Source organism: Lentzea xerophila (assembly GCF_051094245.1).
GTDB classification, from domain to species: Bacteria; Actinomycetota; Actinomycetes; order Mycobacteriales; family Pseudonocardiaceae; genus Lentzea; species Lentzea xerophila.
The window spans coordinates 4,122,003-4,142,923 of sequence record NZ_CP194934.1 but is presented as its reverse complement, the minus strand read 5'-3'; the positions used below and the strand labels follow the sequence as shown (position 1 = coordinate 4,142,923).

Annotated in this window: 13 protein-coding genes; 9 read left to right on the top strand and 4 right to left on the bottom strand. The window is 70.7% G+C overall.

From position 1 onward, the window contains the following. The first annotated feature begins 36 nt into the window (after positions 1–36). Complete coding sequence (locus ACRSBM_RS19695) at positions 37–498, top strand: cupin domain-containing protein (RefSeq protein ID WP_434445081.1); 462 nt, start codon at positions 37–39, stop codon at positions 496–498. 240 nt (positions 499–738) lie between these two features. Here ACRSBM_RS19695 and ACRSBM_RS19690 read toward each other — a convergent pair whose 3' ends face one another. From ACRSBM_RS19690 to ACRSBM_RS19680, 3 genes are all read right to left on the bottom strand, one after another. Next, the gene (locus tag ACRSBM_RS19690) at positions 739–1,176 is read right to left on the bottom strand and encodes a hypothetical protein (protein ID WP_434445080.1); all 438 of its coding nucleotides are present in this window, start codon (positions 1,174–1,176) and stop codon (positions 739–741) included. Positions 1,177–1,439: 263 nt separating this feature from the next. Then, positions 1,440–1,748 carry a thioredoxin gene (gene trxA, locus ACRSBM_RS19685; protein ID WP_434445079.1) on the bottom strand — a complete coding sequence of 103 codons (309 nt, stop codon included), beginning with the start codon at positions 1,746–1,748 and terminating at the stop codon, positions 1,440–1,442. Further along, positions 1,739–2,125, bottom strand: a complete 387-nt coding sequence (locus tag ACRSBM_RS19680; protein WP_434445078.1) for a MerR family transcriptional regulator — start codon at positions 2,123–2,125, stop codon at positions 1,739–1,741. Before ACRSBM_RS19680 ends, trxA begins: the two co-directional genes overlap by 10 nt. Positions 2,126–2,245: 120 nt before the next feature. Between ACRSBM_RS19680 and ACRSBM_RS19675 the strand changes: the two genes are divergently transcribed. The 8 genes from ACRSBM_RS19675 to ACRSBM_RS19640 all read left to right on the top strand — a co-directional run bounded on the left by ACRSBM_RS19675 (position 2,246) and on the right by ACRSBM_RS19640 (position 18,577). Then, positions 2,246–3,115, top strand: coding sequence for an aminoglycoside phosphotransferase family protein (locus ACRSBM_RS19675; protein ID WP_434445077.1), 870 nt, complete (start codon positions 2,246–2,248; stop codon positions 3,113–3,115). A gap of 664 nt (positions 3,116–3,779) precedes the next feature. Next, entirely contained in the window at positions 3,780–10,277 is a 6,498-nt protein-coding gene (locus tag ACRSBM_RS19670) for an SDR family oxidoreductase (RefSeq protein WP_434445076.1), read from the top strand. Further along, entirely contained in the window at positions 10,265–13,930 is a 3,666-nt protein-coding gene (locus tag ACRSBM_RS19665) for a beta-ketoacyl synthase N-terminal-like domain-containing protein (RefSeq protein WP_434445075.1), read from the top strand. Before ACRSBM_RS19670 ends, ACRSBM_RS19665 begins: the two co-directional genes overlap by 13 nt. Continuing rightward, positions 13,930–14,190, top strand: a complete 261-nt coding sequence (locus ACRSBM_RS19660) for an acyl carrier protein (protein WP_434445074.1) — start codon at positions 13,930–13,932, stop codon at positions 14,188–14,190. The genes ACRSBM_RS19665 and ACRSBM_RS19660 overlap by 1 nt, the downstream gene beginning before the upstream one ends. Next, positions 14,183–14,950: an alpha/beta fold hydrolase gene (locus ACRSBM_RS19655; protein ID WP_434445073.1), complete on the top strand. Its 768-nt coding sequence runs from the start codon at positions 14,183–14,185 to the stop codon at positions 14,948–14,950. Before ACRSBM_RS19660 ends, ACRSBM_RS19655 begins: the two co-directional genes overlap by 8 nt. After that, positions 14,947–16,074 carry a glycosyltransferase gene (locus ACRSBM_RS19650; protein ID WP_434445072.1) on the top strand — a complete coding sequence of 376 codons (1,128 nt, stop codon included), beginning with the start codon at positions 14,947–14,949 and terminating at the stop codon, positions 16,072–16,074. The genes ACRSBM_RS19655 and ACRSBM_RS19650 overlap by 4 nt, the downstream gene beginning before the upstream one ends. Then, complete coding sequence (locus tag ACRSBM_RS19645) at positions 16,071–17,807, top strand: methyltransferase domain-containing protein (RefSeq protein ID WP_434445071.1); 1,737 nt, start codon at positions 16,071–16,073, stop codon at positions 17,805–17,807. Before ACRSBM_RS19650 ends, ACRSBM_RS19645 begins: the two co-directional genes overlap by 4 nt. Next, the gene (locus ACRSBM_RS19640) at positions 17,804–18,577 is read left to right on the top strand and encodes a hypothetical protein (RefSeq protein ID WP_434445070.1); all 774 of its coding nucleotides are present in this window, start codon (positions 17,804–17,806) and stop codon (positions 18,575–18,577) included. The genes ACRSBM_RS19645 and ACRSBM_RS19640 overlap by 4 nt, the downstream gene beginning before the upstream one ends. Here the strand turns inward: ACRSBM_RS19640 and ACRSBM_RS19635 are convergent. Further along, a complete protein-coding gene (locus ACRSBM_RS19635; RefSeq protein ID WP_434445069.1) occupies positions 18,574–20,814 on the bottom strand; it encodes a glycoside hydrolase family 3 N-terminal domain-containing protein in 2,241 nt (746 codons plus the stop codon). The two genes, ACRSBM_RS19640 and ACRSBM_RS19635, sit on opposite strands and share 4 nt — an antisense overlap. Positions 20,815–20,921 lie beyond the last annotated feature (107 nt).

The window sequence follows — 20,921 nt, the reverse complement described above, 5'->3', positions numbered from 1 at the left end:
TTGCACAAGCTGCAATCACATCAGGGAGGCTTCCTCATGGCCGAGGTGTCGATCGTCCGTCCCGGCGAGGGCGAACTCATCGCCAGCGGTCCGTCGCAGATCCGGATCCTCGAAGACGGCAGCAATACCGCTCACCGCCTGGGCATCGGTGAGGTCGTCATTCCCCCGCACACTCCCGGTCCGCCGCAACATCGCCACGCGCAGCACGACGAAGGCTTCTACGTGCTCACCGGCAACGTGCGGTTCACCATCGGGCAGGACGACCACGACGTCGAAGCCGGCACGTGGGTCACGGTCCCGCCGGGCGCACCGCACACCTTCGCCAACCCGGGCGACGACCCGGCGGTCATGCTGACCACCTTCACACCGGATCACTACGTGCAGTACTTCCGCGACCTGAAGGCCATGGTCGAGTCCGGGCAGCCCATGACACGCGAAACCATGGTGCCGATCTGGCAGAACTACGCCACGGAACCATCCACTGAGTTCGCACCGTAATCGCCACTGCGGCGAACCGCTCCGAGGAGAGCTGCGCCATGCCTTCCAGCAGGCGCGGTGTTGGAAGGCATGCTCTCCCGACCGGCGGTTCCGTCCCGTGGTGGCGCGGATGTCGGTCACCGGCAGCGCGCCTCGGCGAGGGTCTGCGCGACGAACTCGGCGCCGGGGATCTCCTCGCTGTAGCGATACGCCGTCCGGGACGGTGCGACGCTCCTGAGGCCTGCGGAAGCTTCCGTGGGCTCACCGGCCGCCGCAGGCGAACCCGGCGCACGGCACGTCGAGGCTCGCGATCTCGCTCCGGGACCGGCAGTACGATCCCTCGCTGCTCACGAGCGCGGCGCTGTAGCCGCTGACAGTCTGGTCGCTGAACCCCGGCAGGTCGTCGGACCCGGCATACACCACTGTCGCGACCCCCTCCGCGTCCGTCGCCGCGTTCGCGGTGACTCTGCCCCCCTCGCTGCCGTCATGGACGTAGAACGCCACGTCGGCACCGGGGACAGGGGCGCCGTCGACCAGGATCTTGGCGGTCAGCTCGACCGGATCCGCCGGACTGACGGTCGCGACGTCCGCGACCGCGATCGACACCTCCTGGCACCCCTGTTCACTTCCGGCCGCACAGCTCGTCGCGAGGGTGAGCAGTGCGGCGAGTGCCAGAAGCGTGCAGACGCGTTGTCTCACTCGAATGGTTCCTTAGGGTTCAACGGACCGAACGGGTTCAGGACGTACTGGTTCACAGTGTGGATGAGGACGCTGGTTGAGGCGCAGCTGGGTGATCAGTCGGCCACGGGCCGGAGGTCAGGCGGTGGCGATCCAGGCCCAGGCATACCACCGGTCGCCTTCGGAGCCCTTGCCGGCCGAGCGGATCTCCCAGCGCCGCTCACGTTTCAGTCCCTTGAGGAGCGTCCTGGTTGGCCTGTTCGCAGGACAGCACCACAAGCGGCTCACGCGCTCAGGGCGTCGTCCAGTTCCGCCAGCAGGCGTGCCTTGGGACGCGCACCCACGATCTGCCGGATCGGCACGCCGTCGCGGAACAGCAGCATCGTCGGCAGCGACATGACCTGGTAGTCGCGGGCGCTGGCGGTGTTCTCGTCGGCGTTGATCTTGAGCACGGTCAGGTCACCGCGCTCGCGGTCGATCTCGTCGAGCACGGGCGTGAGCATGTGGCACGGCCCGCACCACTGCGCCCAGAACTCGACCAGCACGGTGCCGGTTCTGGTCTTCTCCGCGAACGTGGCGTCGGTCAGCTGCACTGGAACTCCTTGGGTTCTGGCACGAGGCACGGGTCTTGGAAGGCGAGGCTGGCCAGCAGGAACTCCCGGACGGCCGTGAGCCGCTCCAGGCACGCGTCCACCTCGGCGAGCTTGCGCCGGTAGACCTCCCGCGAGTCGGGGCACGAGTCGCCGGACTCGTGCCCCGCGCGCAGGCACGCCACGAACGGCCGCGTGTCCTCCAGGGACAGCCCGACCGCCTGCAATGACTGGATCTCCCGGACCAGCCGCAGGTCGTGCTCGCCGTACTCGCGGTAGCCGTTGGCGGTGCGCTGCGCCTCCAGGAGCCCCTGGGACTCGTAGAAGCGCAGTGCGCGGGTGGTGGTGCCGGCTCGCTTGGCCAGTTCGCCGATCCTCATGGACCCCACGCTAAACCTTGACGTTCACGTCAAGGCAACAGCTGCTTCCGCCGCGAAAACGAGTTGCTCCGGCTGGAGGCCCGGTGTTGCATGAGAGAGGCCGGTAGGGGGAGTTGATCGATGCGCGACGGCGAGACCGCCACCGAAGTGTCCCTTGTAGACGAACTGATCCGCACGCAGTTCCCGCGCTGGCACGGCCTGCCGATCACCGAGGTCCGGCACGGCGGCACCAGCAACGCGATGTACCGGCTCGGCGACACGCTCGCGGTGCGGCTGCCGCGCCGAGAATGGGCGAAGGACGAAGCGGCGAAGGAGGCCGCGATCGTGCCGCTGGTCGCGCCGCACCTCCCGGTCGAGGTCCCGGAACCGCTGGAACTGGGCGAGCCGACCGAAAGCTACCCGTACCGGTGGTCCGTGGTGCGCTGGCTCGACGGCGAGACCGCCCCGATCGAGACCGTCGGCGACGACACGCCGTTCCGGCTGGCGGACCTGATCCGCGCACTGCACGAGATCGACGCGACCGGCCAGTGGACCCCTAATCGCGGCCGGCTGGACGGACTCGGCGACGACCACTCCGTCCGCGACCGCGTCGGCCAGCTCGGTGGCGACCCGAGGCTCACCGCCATCTGGGAGGAGTCGCTCGCCGCGCCGCCGTGGGATCGGCCCGCCCGCTGGGTGCACGCCGATTTCCACGTCGGCAACCTGCTGTTCCGCGACGGCGAGCTGACCGGTGTGATCGACTGGGGCAGCGCGGGCGTGGGCGACCCGGCGGGTGACCTGATGACGGCCTGGCTCTACCTTGACGAGCGCGGCCGCAAGCTCTTCCAGCGTGAGCTCAGCGAGTTCGACGACGCCACCTGGGTGCGCGCGAAGGGCTGGGCGCTGCACCTCGCCGTCCTCGCGCTCCCGTACTACCGGGACACCAACAGGTTCCTGGCGGGAATCGCCCGCCGCACGCTCGACGCGGTGTGCCCCGGCTGGGAGGACTGACGCGGATCGACTTGTCCCTTGTGGACGAACGGGTCCGCACGCAGTTCCCGCGCCGGCACGGGCTGCGCTCGCCGAGCTGGGGCACGGTGGCATCGACCAGGTGTGCCGCGCCTAGATCGCGGTGAACGCGATCACTTCGTTGTGCCGTCCGACGCGGACCGGTTGGCGCGCAACGGTTTCGCGGAAGAGCGAGGGTGGGCACCGGAAGCGGCGGCCAGTACCGGTGTAAGGCGGCCTGCGTGCACGGCGGGACCGGCCGACCGGTGCGGCGTCGACGGCTGAGCTCGTGACCGGCGCCGGGCACAGCACGCCGGCGGCCGCCCGCAAGCCGGTCGAGCCGCCGGTCCGGACACTCCCGGGCGCGCGCCAGGTGATCGTCACCCACCACGCCGAGGCGCCCGGCCGATCTTGGTGAACAGAACCTGTCGGTGCGGCGCCGACATCATGCAGTTGCCAAGCTCGCCATAGCACGTCACGCCATCCGCGAACCGGAGTAATGCACCCCGCCATCCGGGGTCATTCGTCAGGTTACGTATGTGAGAAAGTTTCACCACCCCTCTCGACGGCACATCGGGTTTGTGCGTACGGTGAGCGCGTTGTCACCGTACCGGCCAGTAGGAAGCCCTAGCTGAATTCCTTTCTCCCCACCCTGCCGGGTGAGGAAGTGAGCGCAGTGAAGATGCTCTCGGATCGAGAACGGGTGCTGTGTCTGAGTCCGTTCAGCACCCCCAACCCTGCCCTCGTGGTCGCCGCCGAACGGGCGGGCGGGCTCGGCGTGCTCGACCTCGGGCCGGACGCCGCCGCCGACCTCGGGCGCGTCACGGCGCGGTACTCGCGTGCGTTCGGGGTGCGGCTGCACGGGCCGTTGACGGTCCCGTTGCCTGAGGCTGTCGACACCGTCGTAGTCGATCTCGCCCGGCATGCTCCCAACCTGTCTGAGCTGGGTGAACGCCGGGTTCTGGCGGTGGTCACCTCGGTGGCGGAAGCCGTTGCCGCGATCGAGTTCGGGGCGGCCGGATTGATCGCCAAGGGTGCCGAGGCAGGCGGCCGAGTGGGTGGTTCGCCCGCGTTCGTCCTGCTCCAGCAGGTGCTCGCGCTGACCGATCTGCCGGTCTGGGTGGCCGGGTCGATCGGGCCCGACACGGCGGCCGCCGCGGTCGCCGGTGGTGCGCGTGGAGTGGTGCTGGAAGGGCAGCTCGCACTCGTCGCGGAGGCTCGGAAACAGATTTCCGGAGAAATTGTCAACGCGGTCCGGATGATGGACGGCGCTGACACCGTCGTGAACGACGGGTTACGCGTGCATGTTCGTCAAAAGGCGCTGGAAATTGGTCAAGAAGGTTCCCTGGCCGATTTCTACCGTATCTCACATGGCACCGTCGGGGGCGTCGTCGGCGCGATTCAGCGCGGCATCCGGGACAATCTCACCCTGACGGGTGAGCACCGCTCGATCCGGGCCGGCGGTCCGTTCTGCGACCGCGTGCCCGGCCTGCGGTACCCGATCGCGCAGGGGCCGATGACGCGCGTCAGCGACCAGCCCGCGTTCGCCGCCGCCGTCGCCGAGGGCGGGGCGCTGCCGTTCCTCGCGCTCGCGCTGATGGAGGGCGCGGCGGTCCGCGAGTTGCTGGACCACACCGCGGCCAGGCTCGGTGACCGGCCGTGGGGTGTTGGCCTGCTCGGCTTCGCGCCGCCGGAGTTGCGGGCGCGGCAGCTGGAGGCCGTGCTGGCGGTCCGGCCGAAGTACGCGATCGTCGCCGGTGGCACGCCCGCGCAGGCGCGCGAGCTGGAGGACGCCGGCATCGAGGCGTTCCTGCACGTGCCGTCACCCGCGCTGCTGCGCCGGTCCCTCGACGAGGGCGCGCGCAAGTTCGTCTTCGAGGGCTCGGAGTGCGGAGGGCACACCGGCCCGCGGTCCAGCTTCACGTTGTGGCAGCAGCAGATCGACGTGCTGCGCGGCCGCAAGAAGGACATCGGCGACATCACGGTGTTGTTCGCCGGGGGAGTCCACGACGCCCGTTCGGCCGCGATGATCTCCGCGATGACCGCACCGATCGCGGCCCTGGGCGCCGCGGTCGGTGTCCTCGTCGGCACGGCCTACCTGTTCACCGAGGAAGCCGTCACGCACGGCGCCATCCGGCCGGTGTTCCAGCAGGTCGCGCTGGAGTGCGAGGACACCGCACTGCTGGAGACCTCGCCGGGCCACGCGGTCCGCTGCGCTCAGACGTCCTACGTGGACACGTTCGAGCGGGCGCGGGCCGAGCTCGCCGGGCTGCCGAAGCAGGAGAGCTGGGAACGGCTCGAAGAGCTCAACCTGGGACGGCTCCGGCTCGCCAGCCGTGGTCTCGTCCGGGACGACGGCGGGCTCAGGGAAGTCGGTGAGGACGAGCAGCGCCGCGAAGGCATGTTCATGATCGGTCAGGTCGCGACCCTGCGGTCCGAACGCACCACGATCGCTCAGCTGCACGAGGACATCGTCTCCGGCACCGTCCCCGAGACCGCCGAGCGGCAGGACACGGCGGAACCGCTGGACGTCGCCATCGTCGGCATGGCCGCGATCATGCCGGGCGCGCGGGACGTCGCCGAGTTCTGGGCGAACGTCCTGGCGGGCACCGACTCCATCACCGAGATCCCCCCGGACCGCTGGTCGCCCGAACGCTACGGCAGCCCGTTCCGCTGGGGCGGCTTCCTGCCGCGCACGGCGTTCGACCCGCTCGCGTACGGCATCCCGCCCGCCTCGCTGACCTCGATCGAACCCGCTCAGCTGCTGGCGCTGGAGGTCTCGGCGAGAGCCCTCCAGGACGCCGGCTACGCGACGCGGGTGTTCGACCGTGAACGCACGTCGGTCATCTTCGGAGCGGAGGCCGGCGCCGACCTGGCGAACGCCTACACCGTCCGCACCGCGTTGCCCGCCTTGGGTATCCACGATCTGGACGACCACCTGCCCGCGTTGACCGAGGACTCGTTCCCCGGCGTGCTGGGCAACGTGATCGCGGGCCGGGTCGCGAACCGGCTCGACCTCGGCGGCGCGAACTACACGGTCGACGCGGCCTGCGCGTCGAGCCTCGCCGCGCTCGACGTGGCGTGCAAGGAACTCGTCGGCGGCACCAGCGACATGGTCCTGTGCGGCGCGGTCGACCTGCACAACAGCGCGCACGACTACCAGATGTTCGCCTCCGTCAAGGCGTTGTCCGCCAAGGGGCGTTGCGCCACGTTCGACTCGGCGGCGGACGGCATCGCGCTCGGTGAGGGCGTGGCCTGCGTCGTGCTGAAGCGCCTCGCGGACGCCGAACGGGACGGTGACCGGGTCTACGCGGTGATCAAGGGCATCGGCGCGTCGAGCGACGGCCGGTCGATGGGCCTCACCGCGCCACGTCCGGAAGGCCAGCAGCGGGCACTGCGCCGTGCCTACGCGTCCGCCGGACTGCCGGTCACCGACGTCGGGCTCGTCGAAGCACACGGCACCGGAACCGTGGTCGGCGACCGGACCGAGCTCGCCTCGCTCACCGAGATGTTCTCCGAGGCCGAACCGGGCTCCTGCACGATCGGCTCGGTCAAGTCGCAGATCGGGCACGCCAAGTGCGCAGCCGGACTCGCGGGTGTGATCAAGGCGGCGCTCGCCGTGCACACCGGCGTGCGGCCCGGCACGTTGCACGTCAAGCAGCCCAACGCCTTCTGGGACGCGCAGACCAGCCCGTTCGCGTTCGGCCACCGGACCTGGGCGAGCAGGAACCGGGTCGCGGGCGTGAGCGCGTTCGGCTTCGGCGGTACGAACTTCCACACCGTCCTGGCCGGCTACACCGGCGCCGACGAGCCACGCCACGGCCTGACCGCCTGGCCGGCCGAGCTGTTCCTGGTCCGCGGTGACGACCAGGCTGCCGCGCAACGGGAAGCCGCTCGCCTCGCCGCGCTGGTCGACCCGAGGACGCCGTTGCGGTCGCTGGCCGCCGCGTGCGGTGGCGGCACGGTGCAGGCGGCGTTCGTGGTCAGTGATCACGAGAGTCTGAGCAGGGCGCTCGCGGACGTCGAAGCGTGGCGCGAGTCCGACGTGGTGCGGCTGCGGAGCGGAGAACGGCCGAAGGTCGCCTTCCTCTATCCCGGCCAGGGCAGCCAGCGGCCGGGCATGCTGCTCGACCTCGTGACGGCTTTCCCACGGCTGCAGGACTTCCTGGACGCCCGGTACGAGCGGGTGATGTACCCGCCGGCCGCGCTGACCGCCGACGACGTGGCACGGCAGCGCGCGGAGATCACCGACACCCGCAACGCCCAGCCGACGCTCGGCATCGCCGGGCTCATGGTCACGGCGCTGCTCGATTCCGTGGGAGTGCGGCCGGACCTGGCCGGTGGCCACAGCTACGGCGAACTGGTCGCGTTGTCGGCCGCCGGTGCGTTCGGCGCCGCGGAACTGCTCGACCTCAGCGCCGCCCGTGCCGAGGCCATGCTGGACGCGGTCGGCGAGGACCCCGGCACCATGGCCGCGGTGTCCGCACCGGTGGCCGAGGTCGAGGCACTGCTGCCGCCGGACGTCGTGGTGGCCAACCACAACGCACCCGAGCAGGTCGTGATCTCCGGTGCCACCAAGGCCGTGGAGAACGCCGTCGAGGTGCTTCGGGGTGCCGGGCTGACCGTGAAGAACATCCCGGTCGCCGCCGCCTTCCACAGCCCGTTGATGGCAGGCGCCCGCGACCGGTTCGCGGCACGCCTTTCTGCCGTTCCCCTTGGACAGACGGCCTTCCCGGTGTGGTCGAACGTGTCCGCGCGACCACACGAGGACGTCCGCGAAGGACTGTCCGCGCAACTCGCGGGCCGGGTCCGGTTCGTGGACCAGATCGAGTCGATGTACGCGTCGGGAGCGCGGATCTTCGTCGAGGCAGGGCCTGGCGGCGTGCTGACGTCGTTGGTGGGCAAGACGCTCGGCGACCGGCCGCACCAGGCGTTGCGCTGCGACGAGCACGTGACGTTCCTGCGCACTCTGGCGGCGCTCGCGGTCGCCGGTGTCGAGGTGGACACCGCACCGCTGTTCGAGGACAGGGCCGAACCGGCGACGGCCGTGCCGGGGCGGCCGTCCTGGTACGTGGATGGAGGTCTCGTGCGGGACGCGAACGGCGACGCACTGCCCGGCGGGCTCCGGCCCGCCACCGAGTTCCCCACTCTGCGGGTGGGAACAGGGCTGGGGCGCGACGAGATCATCGAGAAGTTCCTGGACGGGATGCGGGACGCGGTCAGCGCCCAGCGCGACGTGCTGGTGAGCTACCTCGGCACCGCACCCGCCGAGAGCCCGGCGCCGAGGCAGGTGATCGAGCAGACCTCCGTCGACGTGGAACCGCAGGCACAACCACAAGCAAAACCGCAGGAAGACGTTGCGGCGGTGGTGCTGCGCACGATCAGCGCCCGCACCGGCTACCCGGCCGAGATGCTGCAGCCGGGTCTGGATCTGGAAGCGGACCTGTCGATCGACTCCATCAAGCGCACGGAGATCGTCGGCGAACTGGTGGCCGAGCTGGGGGCGGCCGGTTCGGTCGACGAGCTCGCGCAGCTCAAGACCATCGAGGGGATCGTCGGCTGGTTCGGTGCCGCCGCACCGGTTGCCGCTCCCACCAAGGACGTGCGGGCGGCCGTGCTGCGGACGATCAGCACCCGCACCGGCTATCCGATCGAGATGCTGCAGCCGGGTCTGGATCTGGAAGCGGACCTGTCGATCGACTCCATCAAGCGCGCGGAGATCGTGGGCGAGCTGGCCCAGGAGCTGGGCGCGCCAGGAGAAATCGACGAACTGGCACAGCTCAAGACGATCGACGGGATCGTCGCGTGGTTCGGGGAGACGCCGGCTCCAGCGACCTCAGGACGGCTGGTGCGGCTCGTGCCGCGAATCGTGCCGTACGAGCCGGCGACGCCGCCCGACCTCACCGGCAAGAGCGTGCTGATCATCGACGACAACGGGATCGGCCTCGAACTCGCCGACCTGCTCGAACGCCACACCACCCGCCCGCGCGTCGAGCCGGTCTTCCCGGCCGACCTCTCCGGCGTCGACGTCGTGGTCCGGCTCGGAGCACGGCTGCCGGAGGCCTTCAGCGAGGTCAAGGCCTGTGTGACCAACGGCGTCGCGCTCGTCGTGGTCACCACGGGCGGCGGCACGTTCGGCTTCGACCACACGCCCGACGAGCTGCCCGCGGACATCGGCCTGCACGGCCTGATCCGCACGGCCGCGCTCGAGTACCCGGACCTCGTCGTCCGCTCGGTCGACGTCAACCCCAAGGAAAGCCACCGCGACATCGCCACCGCGCTCCTCGCCGAGATCGGACCGGGCCCGGCGGTCGTCGGCTACACCGCGGGCAGGCGCCAGGTCATCGAAGCCGTGCCGGAGGACCTCCGTCCGGCGGCCCTCACCCTCGACGCGGACAGCGTCGTGCTGCTGACCGGTGGCGCCCGCGGCATCACTGCGCTGGCCGCGATCGAGCTCGCCGGGCGCACCGGATGCCACATCGAGCTGATCGGCCGCACCCCGATCGCGCCGGAGGACCACCGGCTCGGCCACGCCACGACCGAGCCCGAACTCGTGAAGGCGCTGTTCGAGCTGGGGGAGAAGGACAACGTGCCGGCCAGGGCGCGCAAGGTGCTCGCCGAACGTGAAGTCCGCCAGACCCTGGACCGGTTGCGCGCCAAGGCTTCCTCAGTGCGCTACCACGAGTGCGACGTCACCGACGCCGAAGCCGTGGGCAAGGTCCTCGACGACGTCAGGGCCCGGTTCGGCCGGATCGACGGCGTCATCCACGGCGCGGGCGTGCTGGACGACAGGCTGATCGAAGCCAAGACCCAGGAGTCGTTCGACCGGGTATGGACCACGAAGGTCAACGGCGCCAAGGCGTTCGGTGACGGGTTCCTGGTGTTGTTCGGCAGCGTGAGCGGGGTGTTCGGCAACCGCGGGCAGGCCGACTACTCGGCCGCGAACGACGCCCTGGACCGGATGGCCAGGTTCTGGGGTGGCCAGCGCAGGGTCGTCGCCGTGGACTGGGGTCCCTGGGCCGGCGCGGGCATGGCCGTCGGGCTCGCCGGCGAGTACGCGCGCCGCGGCATCGGGCTGATCGAGCCGAAGCACGGCGTCGACGCGTTGCTGAACGAGATCGCCGCCGGTGAGGACGTGCAGGTGGTCTACCGATGGGAGGCATAGCGATCGTCGGGATCGGCGCCGTCTTCCCCGGTGCCCCCGACGCGGCCACGTTCTGGCGCAACATCGCCGCCGGCGTCGACGCGATCGGGCAGATCCCACCCGGCCGCTGGGACCCTGCCACCTACTACGACCAGGACAGCACCAGCGGCGACCGGTTCTACTGCCGCAGGGGCGGGTTCGTCGACGACCTGGCGGAGTTCGACCCCACGAGGTTCGGCATCATGCCGTCCACAGTGGACGGCGCGGAGCCCGACCAGCTGCTCGCCCTCGCCACGGCCGCCGAGGCCATCGCGGACGCCGGTGGTGAAGCGGCCCTGCCGGCCCGGGACCGCATCGGCGTCGTGGTCGGACGCGGCGGATACCTGACGCCGGGCTGCGCGCGCCTCGACCAGCGGGTCAGGCTCGCCGACGAGGTCGTGTCGGTCGTCCGTGACCTCTTCCCGAACCTCGCCGGCGCCGAGCTGAACACGGTGCGCCAGGCCATCCGGGACAGGTTCGGGCCGGAGCAGCCGGAGTCGTCGATCGGCCTCGTGCCGAACCTCGCCGCGTCGCGGATCGCCAACCGGTTCGACCTCAGGGGCACCGCCTACACGGTGGACGCGGCCTGTGCGTCCGGGCTGGTCGCCGTCGAGCACGCCGTCCGCGAGCTCCAGGAGGGCCGCGCGGACGCCATGCTCGCCGGTGCCGTGCACGTCTGCCACCACCCGACGTTGTGGAGCGTCTTCACCCAGCTCCGGGCGCTCAGCCCGAGCGAGCGAATCCGGCCGTTCGACGAGAAGGCGGACGGCACGCTGCTGTCCGAAGGCGTCGGCATGGTCGTGCTGAAGCGCATCGAGGACGTCGGCGACGAACGCGTCTACGCGGTGATCCGCGGCATCGGCACCGCGAGCGACGGCCGCGCGACCAGCATGATGACGCCCAACCCCGACGGCCAGTTGCTTGCCGTGCACCGGGCCTGGGCCAGCGCGGGTCTCGATCCCCACGACGATGCACCGGGGCTGATCGAGGCGCACGGCACGGCCACGCCGGCCGGTGACGCCGCCGAGCTCCAGACGATGATCAACGCGTTCGGCGGGCAGGGCGACGAGATCGGCATCGGCACGGTGAAGTCGATGATCGGCCACGCGATGCCCGCCGCCGGAATGGCGGGGCTCATCAAGGCCGCGCTCGCTCTGCACCACAACACGATGCCGCCGACCCTGCACGTCGAGAACCCGCATTCGGCGTTGCACGGCACCAGGTTCACACCGGTGACGACCGCCCGCGAGTGGACCGGGCGGCACCGAGCGGTCGTGAACGCGTTCGGGTTCGGCGGGATCAACGCCCACGCCGTCCTCGACGGTCACACCATCGCCAAGCCGCGCAAGCCGGTCATGACCTTCGCCGCCGACACCGCGGAGGAACTGGCGGAGGCTCTGCGGAACCGGCGCACCTCCAGCGCCGACAGGGCGTTCCGGCTCGCCATCGGCAACCCGGACGAGCGCAAGCTCAAGCTCGCCGAACGGGTGCTGGCCCAGGGCAGGGCCTGGCCCGGCCGCCACGACATCTGGTTCACCCCGCAACCGCTGCTGAGCAGCACCGACCAGGTCGCGTTCGTGTTCCCCGGCTTCGAGCGCGAGTTCAGCGGCGAGGTCGTCGACCACGCCGTCGGGCTGCTGCAGGACGGCCGCCGTGAGGCCCGCGAACTCATCGCCCACGGCATCACCCCCGGCGCGCTCGCCGGGCACAGCATGGGCGAGTGGACCGCGATGGTCGTCGGCGGCATCTACCCGACGATCGACGAGTTCGTCGCCGCGCTGGGACCCGGCGCGGTCGCCGTCGTCGACATCGCCTACGCCGCACTGGGATGCTCCGCCGAGACGGCCGAGCGGTACCTCACCGGCGGCGTGACGGTCAGCCACGACAACTGCCCGCACCAGTCGGTGATCTGCGGGCCGATCGACCAGCTGGAAGAGGTCCTGGCCAGGCTCAAGGCCGACGGCGTCATGGCGCAGCTGATGCCGTTCCGCACCGGCTTCCACACCCCGGCGCTCGCCCCGTACCTGGGACGGGCCAGGGAGATGCTCGACCAGCTGCCGGTCCGCGCCTCGGACATCCCGGTGTGGTCGGCGAACTCCCTCGAACCGATGAGCGCCGGCGAGGTCCGCGACCTGGTCCTGCGTCACCTGGTCGAACCGGTCAGGTTCCGCCCGTTGCTGGAACGCCTGCACCGGGAGGGCTTCCGCGCGTTCGTCCAGATCGGACAGGGCAGCCTGCCGGGCTTCGTCGGCGACACGCTGAACGGCAAGCCGCACATCGCCGTGACCGCCGACATCGCGCCGGAAGCGTTGTGGGCGTTCGGGCTCAAGCGCGGCACCGACCACAAGGTCACCCTGCGGCTCGGCACGCCCAGGATCACCCTCGACCCGCTCGGCACCGAACCCGTGCTGGTGGCCGACGACAGCCCCATGTCGGCGGCGGTCACCAAGCTCCTGGCGCACACCAACGCCGTGGCGCGCGAGGTCGCCGGCGCGCTCAGGCCGAACGAGGCCGGGTTCACCCGCGAGTTCTCCCTGCGGACCATGCCGGAACTGGTGGACCACTCGGTGTTCCCGCAGGCACCGGGCTGGCCCGACCTCGCCGACGGGTTCCCGATCGTGCCCGCGACCGGCCTGCTGGAGGTCTTCGCCGACGCCGCCCGCAGGCTCACCGGCGGCACGGTGCACGGGTTCGCGCAGGTCAGGGCCAAGCGCTGGCTCACGGCCCTGCCCGCGACCACCGTGAAGATCTCCGCCCGCTCGGAAGGCCCCGAGCGCGTTGTGGTGAAGGTCGGCGACTACGCCGAAGGCATCGTGCTGATGTCCCCGCAGACGCCTCAGCCGGTCGGCAAGGAGCTCGAAGGTGTCCGCGCGGCACCGGTGTCCGCCGCCGAGCTGTACCGGGACAACTGGATGTTCCACGGACCGGCGTTCGCAGGTGTGGTGACGATCGACTGCCTGGCGGACAACGGGATCGCGGGAGTGCTGACGCCGTTGCCCGCGCCGGGTGCGTTGCTGGACAGTGCGGGACAGCTGATCGGGCACTGGATGCAGGTCTGCCGCACGGAGGACCAGACGGTGCTGCCGACCGGGATCGAGCAGGTGTCGTTCCACGGTCCGGCACCGGCCGGTGACGTCCACTGCACCGCGTGGATCCGCGAGGTCACCGAGCAGGCGATGATCGCGGACGCCGAGCTGACCGTGAACGGCTCGCTGTGGTGCCGCATCACCGGCTGGACCACCCGCCGGTTCACCACGGACGACCGGATCTGGCAGGTCAAGCTCAAGCCAGGCACCGAGATGCTGTCCACTCGGGACGGTGAGTGGCTCACCGTCGCCGAGAACTGGTCCGACAGCGCGACGCGCGACCTGATCATGCGCCGCTACCTGAACTCCGCCGAACGACAGCATTACGGCGGGCTCGACGTGCCCGCCCAACGGGCCTGGCTGCTGCGCGTGATCGCGGTGAAGGACGCCGTGCGCGCCTGGCTGTGGGACCGCGGGGCCGGCCCCGTCTACCCGGCGGAGCTGACCGTGGACGCCGACGCGCGGGTGCGCGGAGCCTTCGCCGTGCCCCGGATCGACGTGACCTCTGAAACCGGGCGAGCCGCGGCCCGAGTGCGAACGGAGAAGTGATGGACGAGGTGCTGCAACAGGTCGCCAGGATGGTCACGGAGGTGGTGGGGCCCGACTTCCTGCTGGGCGTGGAGATCACCCGCGACACCACGTTCAGCGACGACCTGGGCCTGGAGTCGATCGAGTTCGTCGCGCTCGCGGACAGGCTCAACGCCCACTACGGCGTCGACCTGGTGGCGTTCCTCGCGGACATGGACATCGACGAGATCATGGCGATGTCCGTCGGCCGGCTCGTCGACCACATCACGGCTCGTGTCTGACGTTCACGCCCGAGGGCTGCGGTTCCACGTGCAGCGGCTCGGGCCAGTAGACGCGCCGACCGTGGTGTTCGTGCACGGCCTGGTGATGGACAACCTGTCCAGCTTCTACTACACGCTCGCCGCACCGCTGGCCAAGGCCGGGTTCGGCACGGTGCTGTTCGACCTGCGCGGGCACGGCCTGTCCGAACGGCCGCCGACCGGCTACACGCCGGAGGAGAGCGCTGCGGACCTGGTCGCGGTGCTGGACGAGATCGGCGTGACCGAGCCGGTCTTCCTGCTGGGCAACAGCTACGGCGGCGTCGTCGCGATGCACGCGGCCGTTGCGGCCCCCGACCGGGTCGGCGGCGTCGTGCTGGTCGAGTCGGCGGTCGGGGGAGTGGTCGGCGACGCGTGGTTCGAGGACATCACCAACACGCTGACGGTAGCGGCGCTGGGCCTGGAGTTCGACCGGACGCACGACCAGCTGATGGCGCTGGGCCAGCGCAAGATCGCGAAGCTCGCCGTGAACGCCGACGCGTTGCTCAACGGGACGACGCTGATCGACGACCTCGGCTCCGGCGCGAAGCTCGACCTCACCGAGGTGCGGTGCCCGGTGCTCGGCGTCTACGGCGCCGAGTCCGAACTGATCGGGGCCGCCGCCGAACTGCGCGAGCGCATCCCGTCGTGCCGCCTGCACGTGGTGTCCGGGCTGGGGCACACAGTTCTCCGCGAAGCCACGGCCGAACTGCTCGACGTGCTGTTCGACTGGTTGCCGTCATGAGCCGGTTCCTGTTCGTGGTGCCGCCGTTGACCGGCCACGTCAACCCGACCGCCTCCGTGGGCGGCGAGCTGCTGGCGCGCGGCCACGAGGTCGCGTGGGTCGGGCATCCCGGCACGCTGGAACCACTCCTGCCGGACGACGCGCTCGTGTTCGCCGCGATCGACGACGTCCTGGAGGACGGCATCCGCGCGCAGCGGGAGCGTTGGCTCGCGTTGCGCGGGATGGCGGTGCTCAAGTTCTTCTGGGAGGAGTTCCTGCTCCCGCTGGGGCACGCGATGGTGCCCGGAGTCTCCGACGCCGTCACGGTGTTCGCCCCGGACGTGGTCGTCGCCGACCAGCAGGCGCTGGCGGGACCGTTGGTGGCGCGCGGCGCGGGACTGCCGTGGGTGACGTCGGCCAGCACGTCGGCCGAGCTGGTCAATCCACTGAGGACGATGCCGAAGGTCGACGCCTGGGTGCGCGATCTCCTGCACGACTTCGCCGGTGGGGACATCAGGTTCTCCGACCGGCTGGTGCTGGTCTACAGCTCGAAGGCGCTCGTGGCCGAGGAGTTCGGGGATGAGGTCGCCTTCGTCGGACCGGCTCTGGCGCATCGCGTGGAACGTGCGGAGTTCCCCTGGGAGCGGCTGACCGGTCAACGCCGCGTGCTCGTCTCGCTGGGCACGCTGAACGGGCCTGCGGGCGAACGGTTCTTCGGCCAGGTGCTGGAGGCCGTCGCGGACCTCGACGTTCAGGTGGTCATGGTCGCACCACCGCGACCCGCGCCTCCGAACGTCCTCATGCTGCCGTCCGTGCCACAGCTCGCGCTGATGCCACACCTGGACGCCGTCGTCACGCACGGCGGGCACAACACGGTCTGCGAGGCGCTGGCACACGGGTTGCCACTGGTCGTGGCGCCGATCCGGGACGACCAGCCGACCGTCGCCGCCCAGGTCGTCGAGGCGGGTGCGGGCGTGCGGCTGACCTACTCACGGGCGCGGGCCGCGGACATCAGAAGCGCACTGGAATCCGTGCTGGACGAGCCGGAGTACGCGGCCGCCGCGGAGGTCGTGCGCGAATCGTTCCTGGCGGCAGGCGGCGCAGCGGCCGCGGCCGACCGACTCGAAAAGGTGGTGGCCGGGTGATCCTGAGCGTGTTGGTCGTGGTGGTCGTCCTGCTGGACGTGCTGCGCCTGCGTTCCCGCGCGTCGAAGCTGCGAGTGCTCGCCCAGGGCGCGGGCGGGCACTCGCTCCTCACCGCCACCGGAGTCCATCCGGAGGGCTCGTGGGAGACCGATGCCGACCTGGTCGACCTCGTTCCGCGCGATCTGCCCACGGTGGCCGCGCTGGACCTGATCGGCTCGGTCGACCCGGCGAAGTACCGCGACGACCAGTGGACGCGCGGGATCAGCGCGTCGCAGGCCGTCCTGGTGCGGGCGGAGTACGCCGAGGAGATCAACCCGGACGATCCCACCGAGTTCGTCGCGTTCGTGCGGCGGGTCAAGGACCACGTCCGCGCACGGGTCGACCTCGCGGTCGCTCCAGGGCTCAGGGCAGGGCCGTACGACCTCGGGTACCGCGCGGCGACGTTGCGGCAGTTGGGCAAGCGGCCGTCGCTGTGGATCGCGGGCTCGGTCATCGGCTATGCGACCGTCGTGGCCGCCTTGGTCACGAACTGGCAGTGGGGACTCGTCGCGCTCGCCGCCTACTGGGCCCACCCGGTCCTGGTGTTCGCCGGAACGCCGCTGCGGCCGCGTGACCTGTGGGTGCCGCGGCCTCTGCGCACGCCCTACCTGTGGTTCAAGACGGCCGGGGGCAAGAAGTCCACGGCCGAACGCCGCCAGGCCGAGCACCTCAGGCAGGCCACGCCCTGGTACGAGCAGAACCGCGACCGGAACTTCCACGAGGCACCGCGCGACACCTGCCCGTCCTGCGGGGGCACCGAGCTGCGCCGCTGGGTCACCGCCACGGACCTGGTGCAGCGCAAGCCCGGCACGTTCACGATGGACCGCTGTGTCCGATGTGGACACGTCTGGCAGAACCCGCGGCTGTCCGAGGAAGGCCTGGGCTTCTACTACCGCGACTTCTACGACGGTCTCGGTGAGACCTCGGCGGAAGCGGTGTTCTCGGGCAAGACCGACCCGTACTACGGCCGCGCGCGGATGGTCGAGCCGTTCACCACACCCGAGCGGTGGCTGGACGTCGGTTCCGGGCACGCCCACTTCTGCCTGGGGGCCAAGGAGGTTCTGCCACGGACGACGTTCGACGGGCTGGACCAGGGCGCGGCCATCGAGGACGCCGCCCGGCTCGGCCGCATCGAGCAGGCCTACCGCGGCAGCTTCAAGGAGTTCGCGGGCGAGCTCAAGGGCCGCTACGACGTGATCAGCATGCACCACTACCTGGAGCACGTGCGCGATCCGTGGGAGGAGCTCGACATCGCCGCGGACGTGCTGCCGGACGGCGGCTACCTGCTGATCGAGCTGCCGGACCCGGAGTGGCGGCTCGGGCGGTTGTTCGGCCAGTACTGGATGCCGTGGTTCCAGCCGCAGCACCAGCACATGATGCCGATCGGCAACCTGGAGCAGGCGCTGGCCGAGCGCGGACTGACCACAGTGGCCACCGAACGGGCGAAAGCCCACCTCTGCAACGACTTCACGCTCGCGTTGCTGCTGTTCCTCGGCAACAAGGCACCTCGCACCCCGGCACCGTGGCGTCCGGAGAGGGTGCGGCTGCGCAGGACCAGGAGCTTCCTGGTGTGGACGCTCGGCATCCCGGCGTTCTTCGTCGCGCTGGGGCTGGACCAGACGGTGAACCGGTTCCTGGCGCACCGCACCGGAAACGGCAACGCCTACCGCCTGCTGGCCAGGAAGACGTCATGACCGACATCGCGGACAGGCCTGAGCTCGCGCCGGAGCTCAGGCTGGTGCCCCACGCGTTCCGGCGCACGTTCGGACGGCCCGCCGAAGGCGTCTGGTACGCGCCGGGCGTGCTGAACCTGCTGGGCGGTGCCGTCAAGGTGCACGCCAAGTGGGGCGCCATCGTGGCGGGGGACCGGCGCGACGACGGCAGGCTCGAGCTCGTGTCGGTGAACCGGCCGGTCGAGCGCGTGCTGCTGCCGTCGGACGAGGTCCCGCGGTGGGCGGCGGGCCTGGGAGCGAAGGGCGGTGCCGCGCTGATGTGCAGCGTGGACCTGCCGCAGGGGAGTGGCCTGTCCGCCGGTGAGGCTCTGCGGACCGCGGTGGGGCTGGCGCTGCGGGACCTCGCGGGCGAGAGGTTCGAAGAGCCTCCGGCGACAGCGCTCGACCTGCCCGGCCGGCGGCTGCTCGTCGTCGACACGCGGATCCGGCGCGAGGAACCGCAGGCGGAACGGCCGTACACCGCGGACACCGACGATCTCGGGGCGGCTTTGACGGCGTACCACCACGTCCAGGACCCGGATCCGGAGCAGGACGCGGTGGTCCGGGCCGCCCTCGCCGCCGGTGCGCGAGGGGCGAGCATGCTCATCGACCCGCCGGGCAGGCCCGCGGTCGCACTGGTCGACGCGGACCTGGTCCCGGCGGTGAAGAGGGCGATCACGAAGGCGGTGGAGGTCCCTCCCCGCTACCTCACGATCGTTCCCAGCGCTCTCAATACTTTCAGTGTCGTCTAAAACTGAGGCTTCACGGTGAACTCCGCCCGGCGGAGGTCCCTCGAGCTCGGACCCACCAGGAGGACGAACTCGCCCGGCTCGACCACCCGGTTGCCGTCCGCGTCGACGATCGTGCAGGCGGCGACCGGGAGTTCGAGATCGACCTTGACGGTCTCGCCCGGCGCCACGTCGACCTGCCTGAACGTCTTGAGCTCCTTGTCCGCCCAGCTCACCGACGTGACGGCGTCGCTGACGTAGACCTGCACGGTCTCGCGAGAAGGCCGTGACCCGGTGTTCGTGAGCGAGATGCTCGCCTTGACGGTCTCGTCGGGCCGCAGCACGGCCGTCTCCACGCGCAGGTCGCCGTACTCGACCGTCGTGTACGAGAGGCCCTCGCCGAACACGAACGCCGGCTCCTGCGTCAGGTCGGCGTAGCGCGTGCCGTGCTGGCCGCGGATCTGGTTGTAGTACGTCGGCTGCTGCCCGGCGTGCGCCGCGAACGAGATCGGCAGCCGGCCGCTCGGCTCGACCAGTCCGTGCAGCACCTCGGCGATCGCCCGGCCGCCCTGCATGCCGGGGTTGGCCACCCACAGCAGCGCGGCGGCCTTGTGCGCCGACGCGGGCAGGACCAGCGGCTTCGAGGCGAGCAGCACCACGATCAACGGCTTGCCGGTCTCGGCCAGCGCGTCGAGCAGGGCGATCTGGCCGCCGATCAGGTCGAGCGTGGCGGTGGACCGGCCCTCGCCGACCAGTTCGATCCGGTCGCCGACGACGGCCACCACGTAGTCGGCGTCCTCGGCCGCCGCGACGGCCTCGGCGATCAGGTCCGCGTCCGGCGCGCACGGCCGCACGATCGGCGGTCGCGGCTGGCCGTCCGGGAACGTGTCGCCCTCGGGGTCCGGCTCCAGCGTCAGGATGTCGGCGCCACGGGCGTAGGTGACCTCCTGCGAGGAGAGTTCCCGCAGGCCGTCGAGGACCGTGGTGATCATCTCGCGTGGGTGGCCGGTGGGCAGCCAGTCGGCCTGGCCGGAGGAGCCCGCCCAGTCGCCGAGCTGGGTCTGGGCGTCGTCGGCGAGCGGGCCGACTACGGCGATCCTGCCCTTGGGCTTGCTGAACGGCAGCACGCCGTCGTTGCGCAGCAGCACCAGCGAACGCCGGGCGACCTGGAGGTTCAGCGCCACGTGGTCGTCGTGGTTGATCATCGTGCGCTGGCGTTCGGCGTCGGGCCTGCGCGGGTTCTCGAACAGGCCGAGGTCGAACTTGAGCGTCAGGATGCGGGTGACGGCCCGGTCCAGGTCGGACTCGGCCAGCAGACCCTCCTCGACGGCCTGCAGCGCGCCCTCGAAGAACTGCGGGGTCGTCATGATCATGTCGTTGCCGGCCTTCACGGCGGCCGCGGCGGCGTGCGCGTAGTCGGGCTGCAGCTTCTGCTCCCAGACCATGCGGCCGACGTTGTCCCAGTCGGTGATCAACGTGCCCTGGTAGCCCCACTCGCCGCGCAGCACCTCGTCCAGCAGCCACGAGTTGACCGTGATCGGCACGCCGTCGGTGCTCTGGTAGCCGAGCATGAACGTCGCGCAGCCCTCGCGGGCGACCCGCTCGAACGGCGGCAGGAACCACGACCGCAGCTTGCGCCGCGAGAGGTCCGCCTCGCTCGCGTCACGGCCGCCCTGGGTCTCCGAGTAGCCGGCGAAGTGCTTGGCGGTCGCGAGGATCGCCGTCTCGTCGGTCAAACCGTCGCCCTGGTAGCCGCGGACCATCGCGGCCGCGAGCTCACCGATCAGGACGGGGTCCTCGCCGAACGTCTCGTCGACGCGGCCCCAGCGCAGGTCCCGGGAGATGCACAGCACCGGCGAGAACGTCCAGTGCACGCCGGTCGCGGCGGCCTCGACGGCGGTGACCCGCGCGACCTGCTCGACGAGCCCGGGATCCCAGGTCGCCGCCATGCCGAGCTGCGTCGGGAAGATCGTCGCGCCCTCGTAGAACGAGTGGCCGTGGATGCAGTCCTCGGCGATGAGCAACGGGACGCGCAGACGTGTCCGCGTGGTGAGGTCCTGCGCGCGCAGCACTCGTTCGGGCGAGGTGTGCAGGATCGAGCCGACATGCTTGTGCAGCACGTGGTCGTCCAGGTCCTCCCTCGAGTCCAGCTGCATCATCTGACCGACCTTCTCGGCCAGCGTCATGCGGGCCAGGAGGTCGGCGACCCGCTCCGCGGTCGGCAGCGTGGCGTCGAGGTAGGGCACGTCGTCGCGATCCATGTGGTCTCCGGGAGGGCTCGTGCGGCGGCAGCGTTCATGGGAGCGCTCTCACAGTTGATACCTGAAACCGGTTCCGCGCGGAACCGGTTTCAGCATTTCCGGTACGA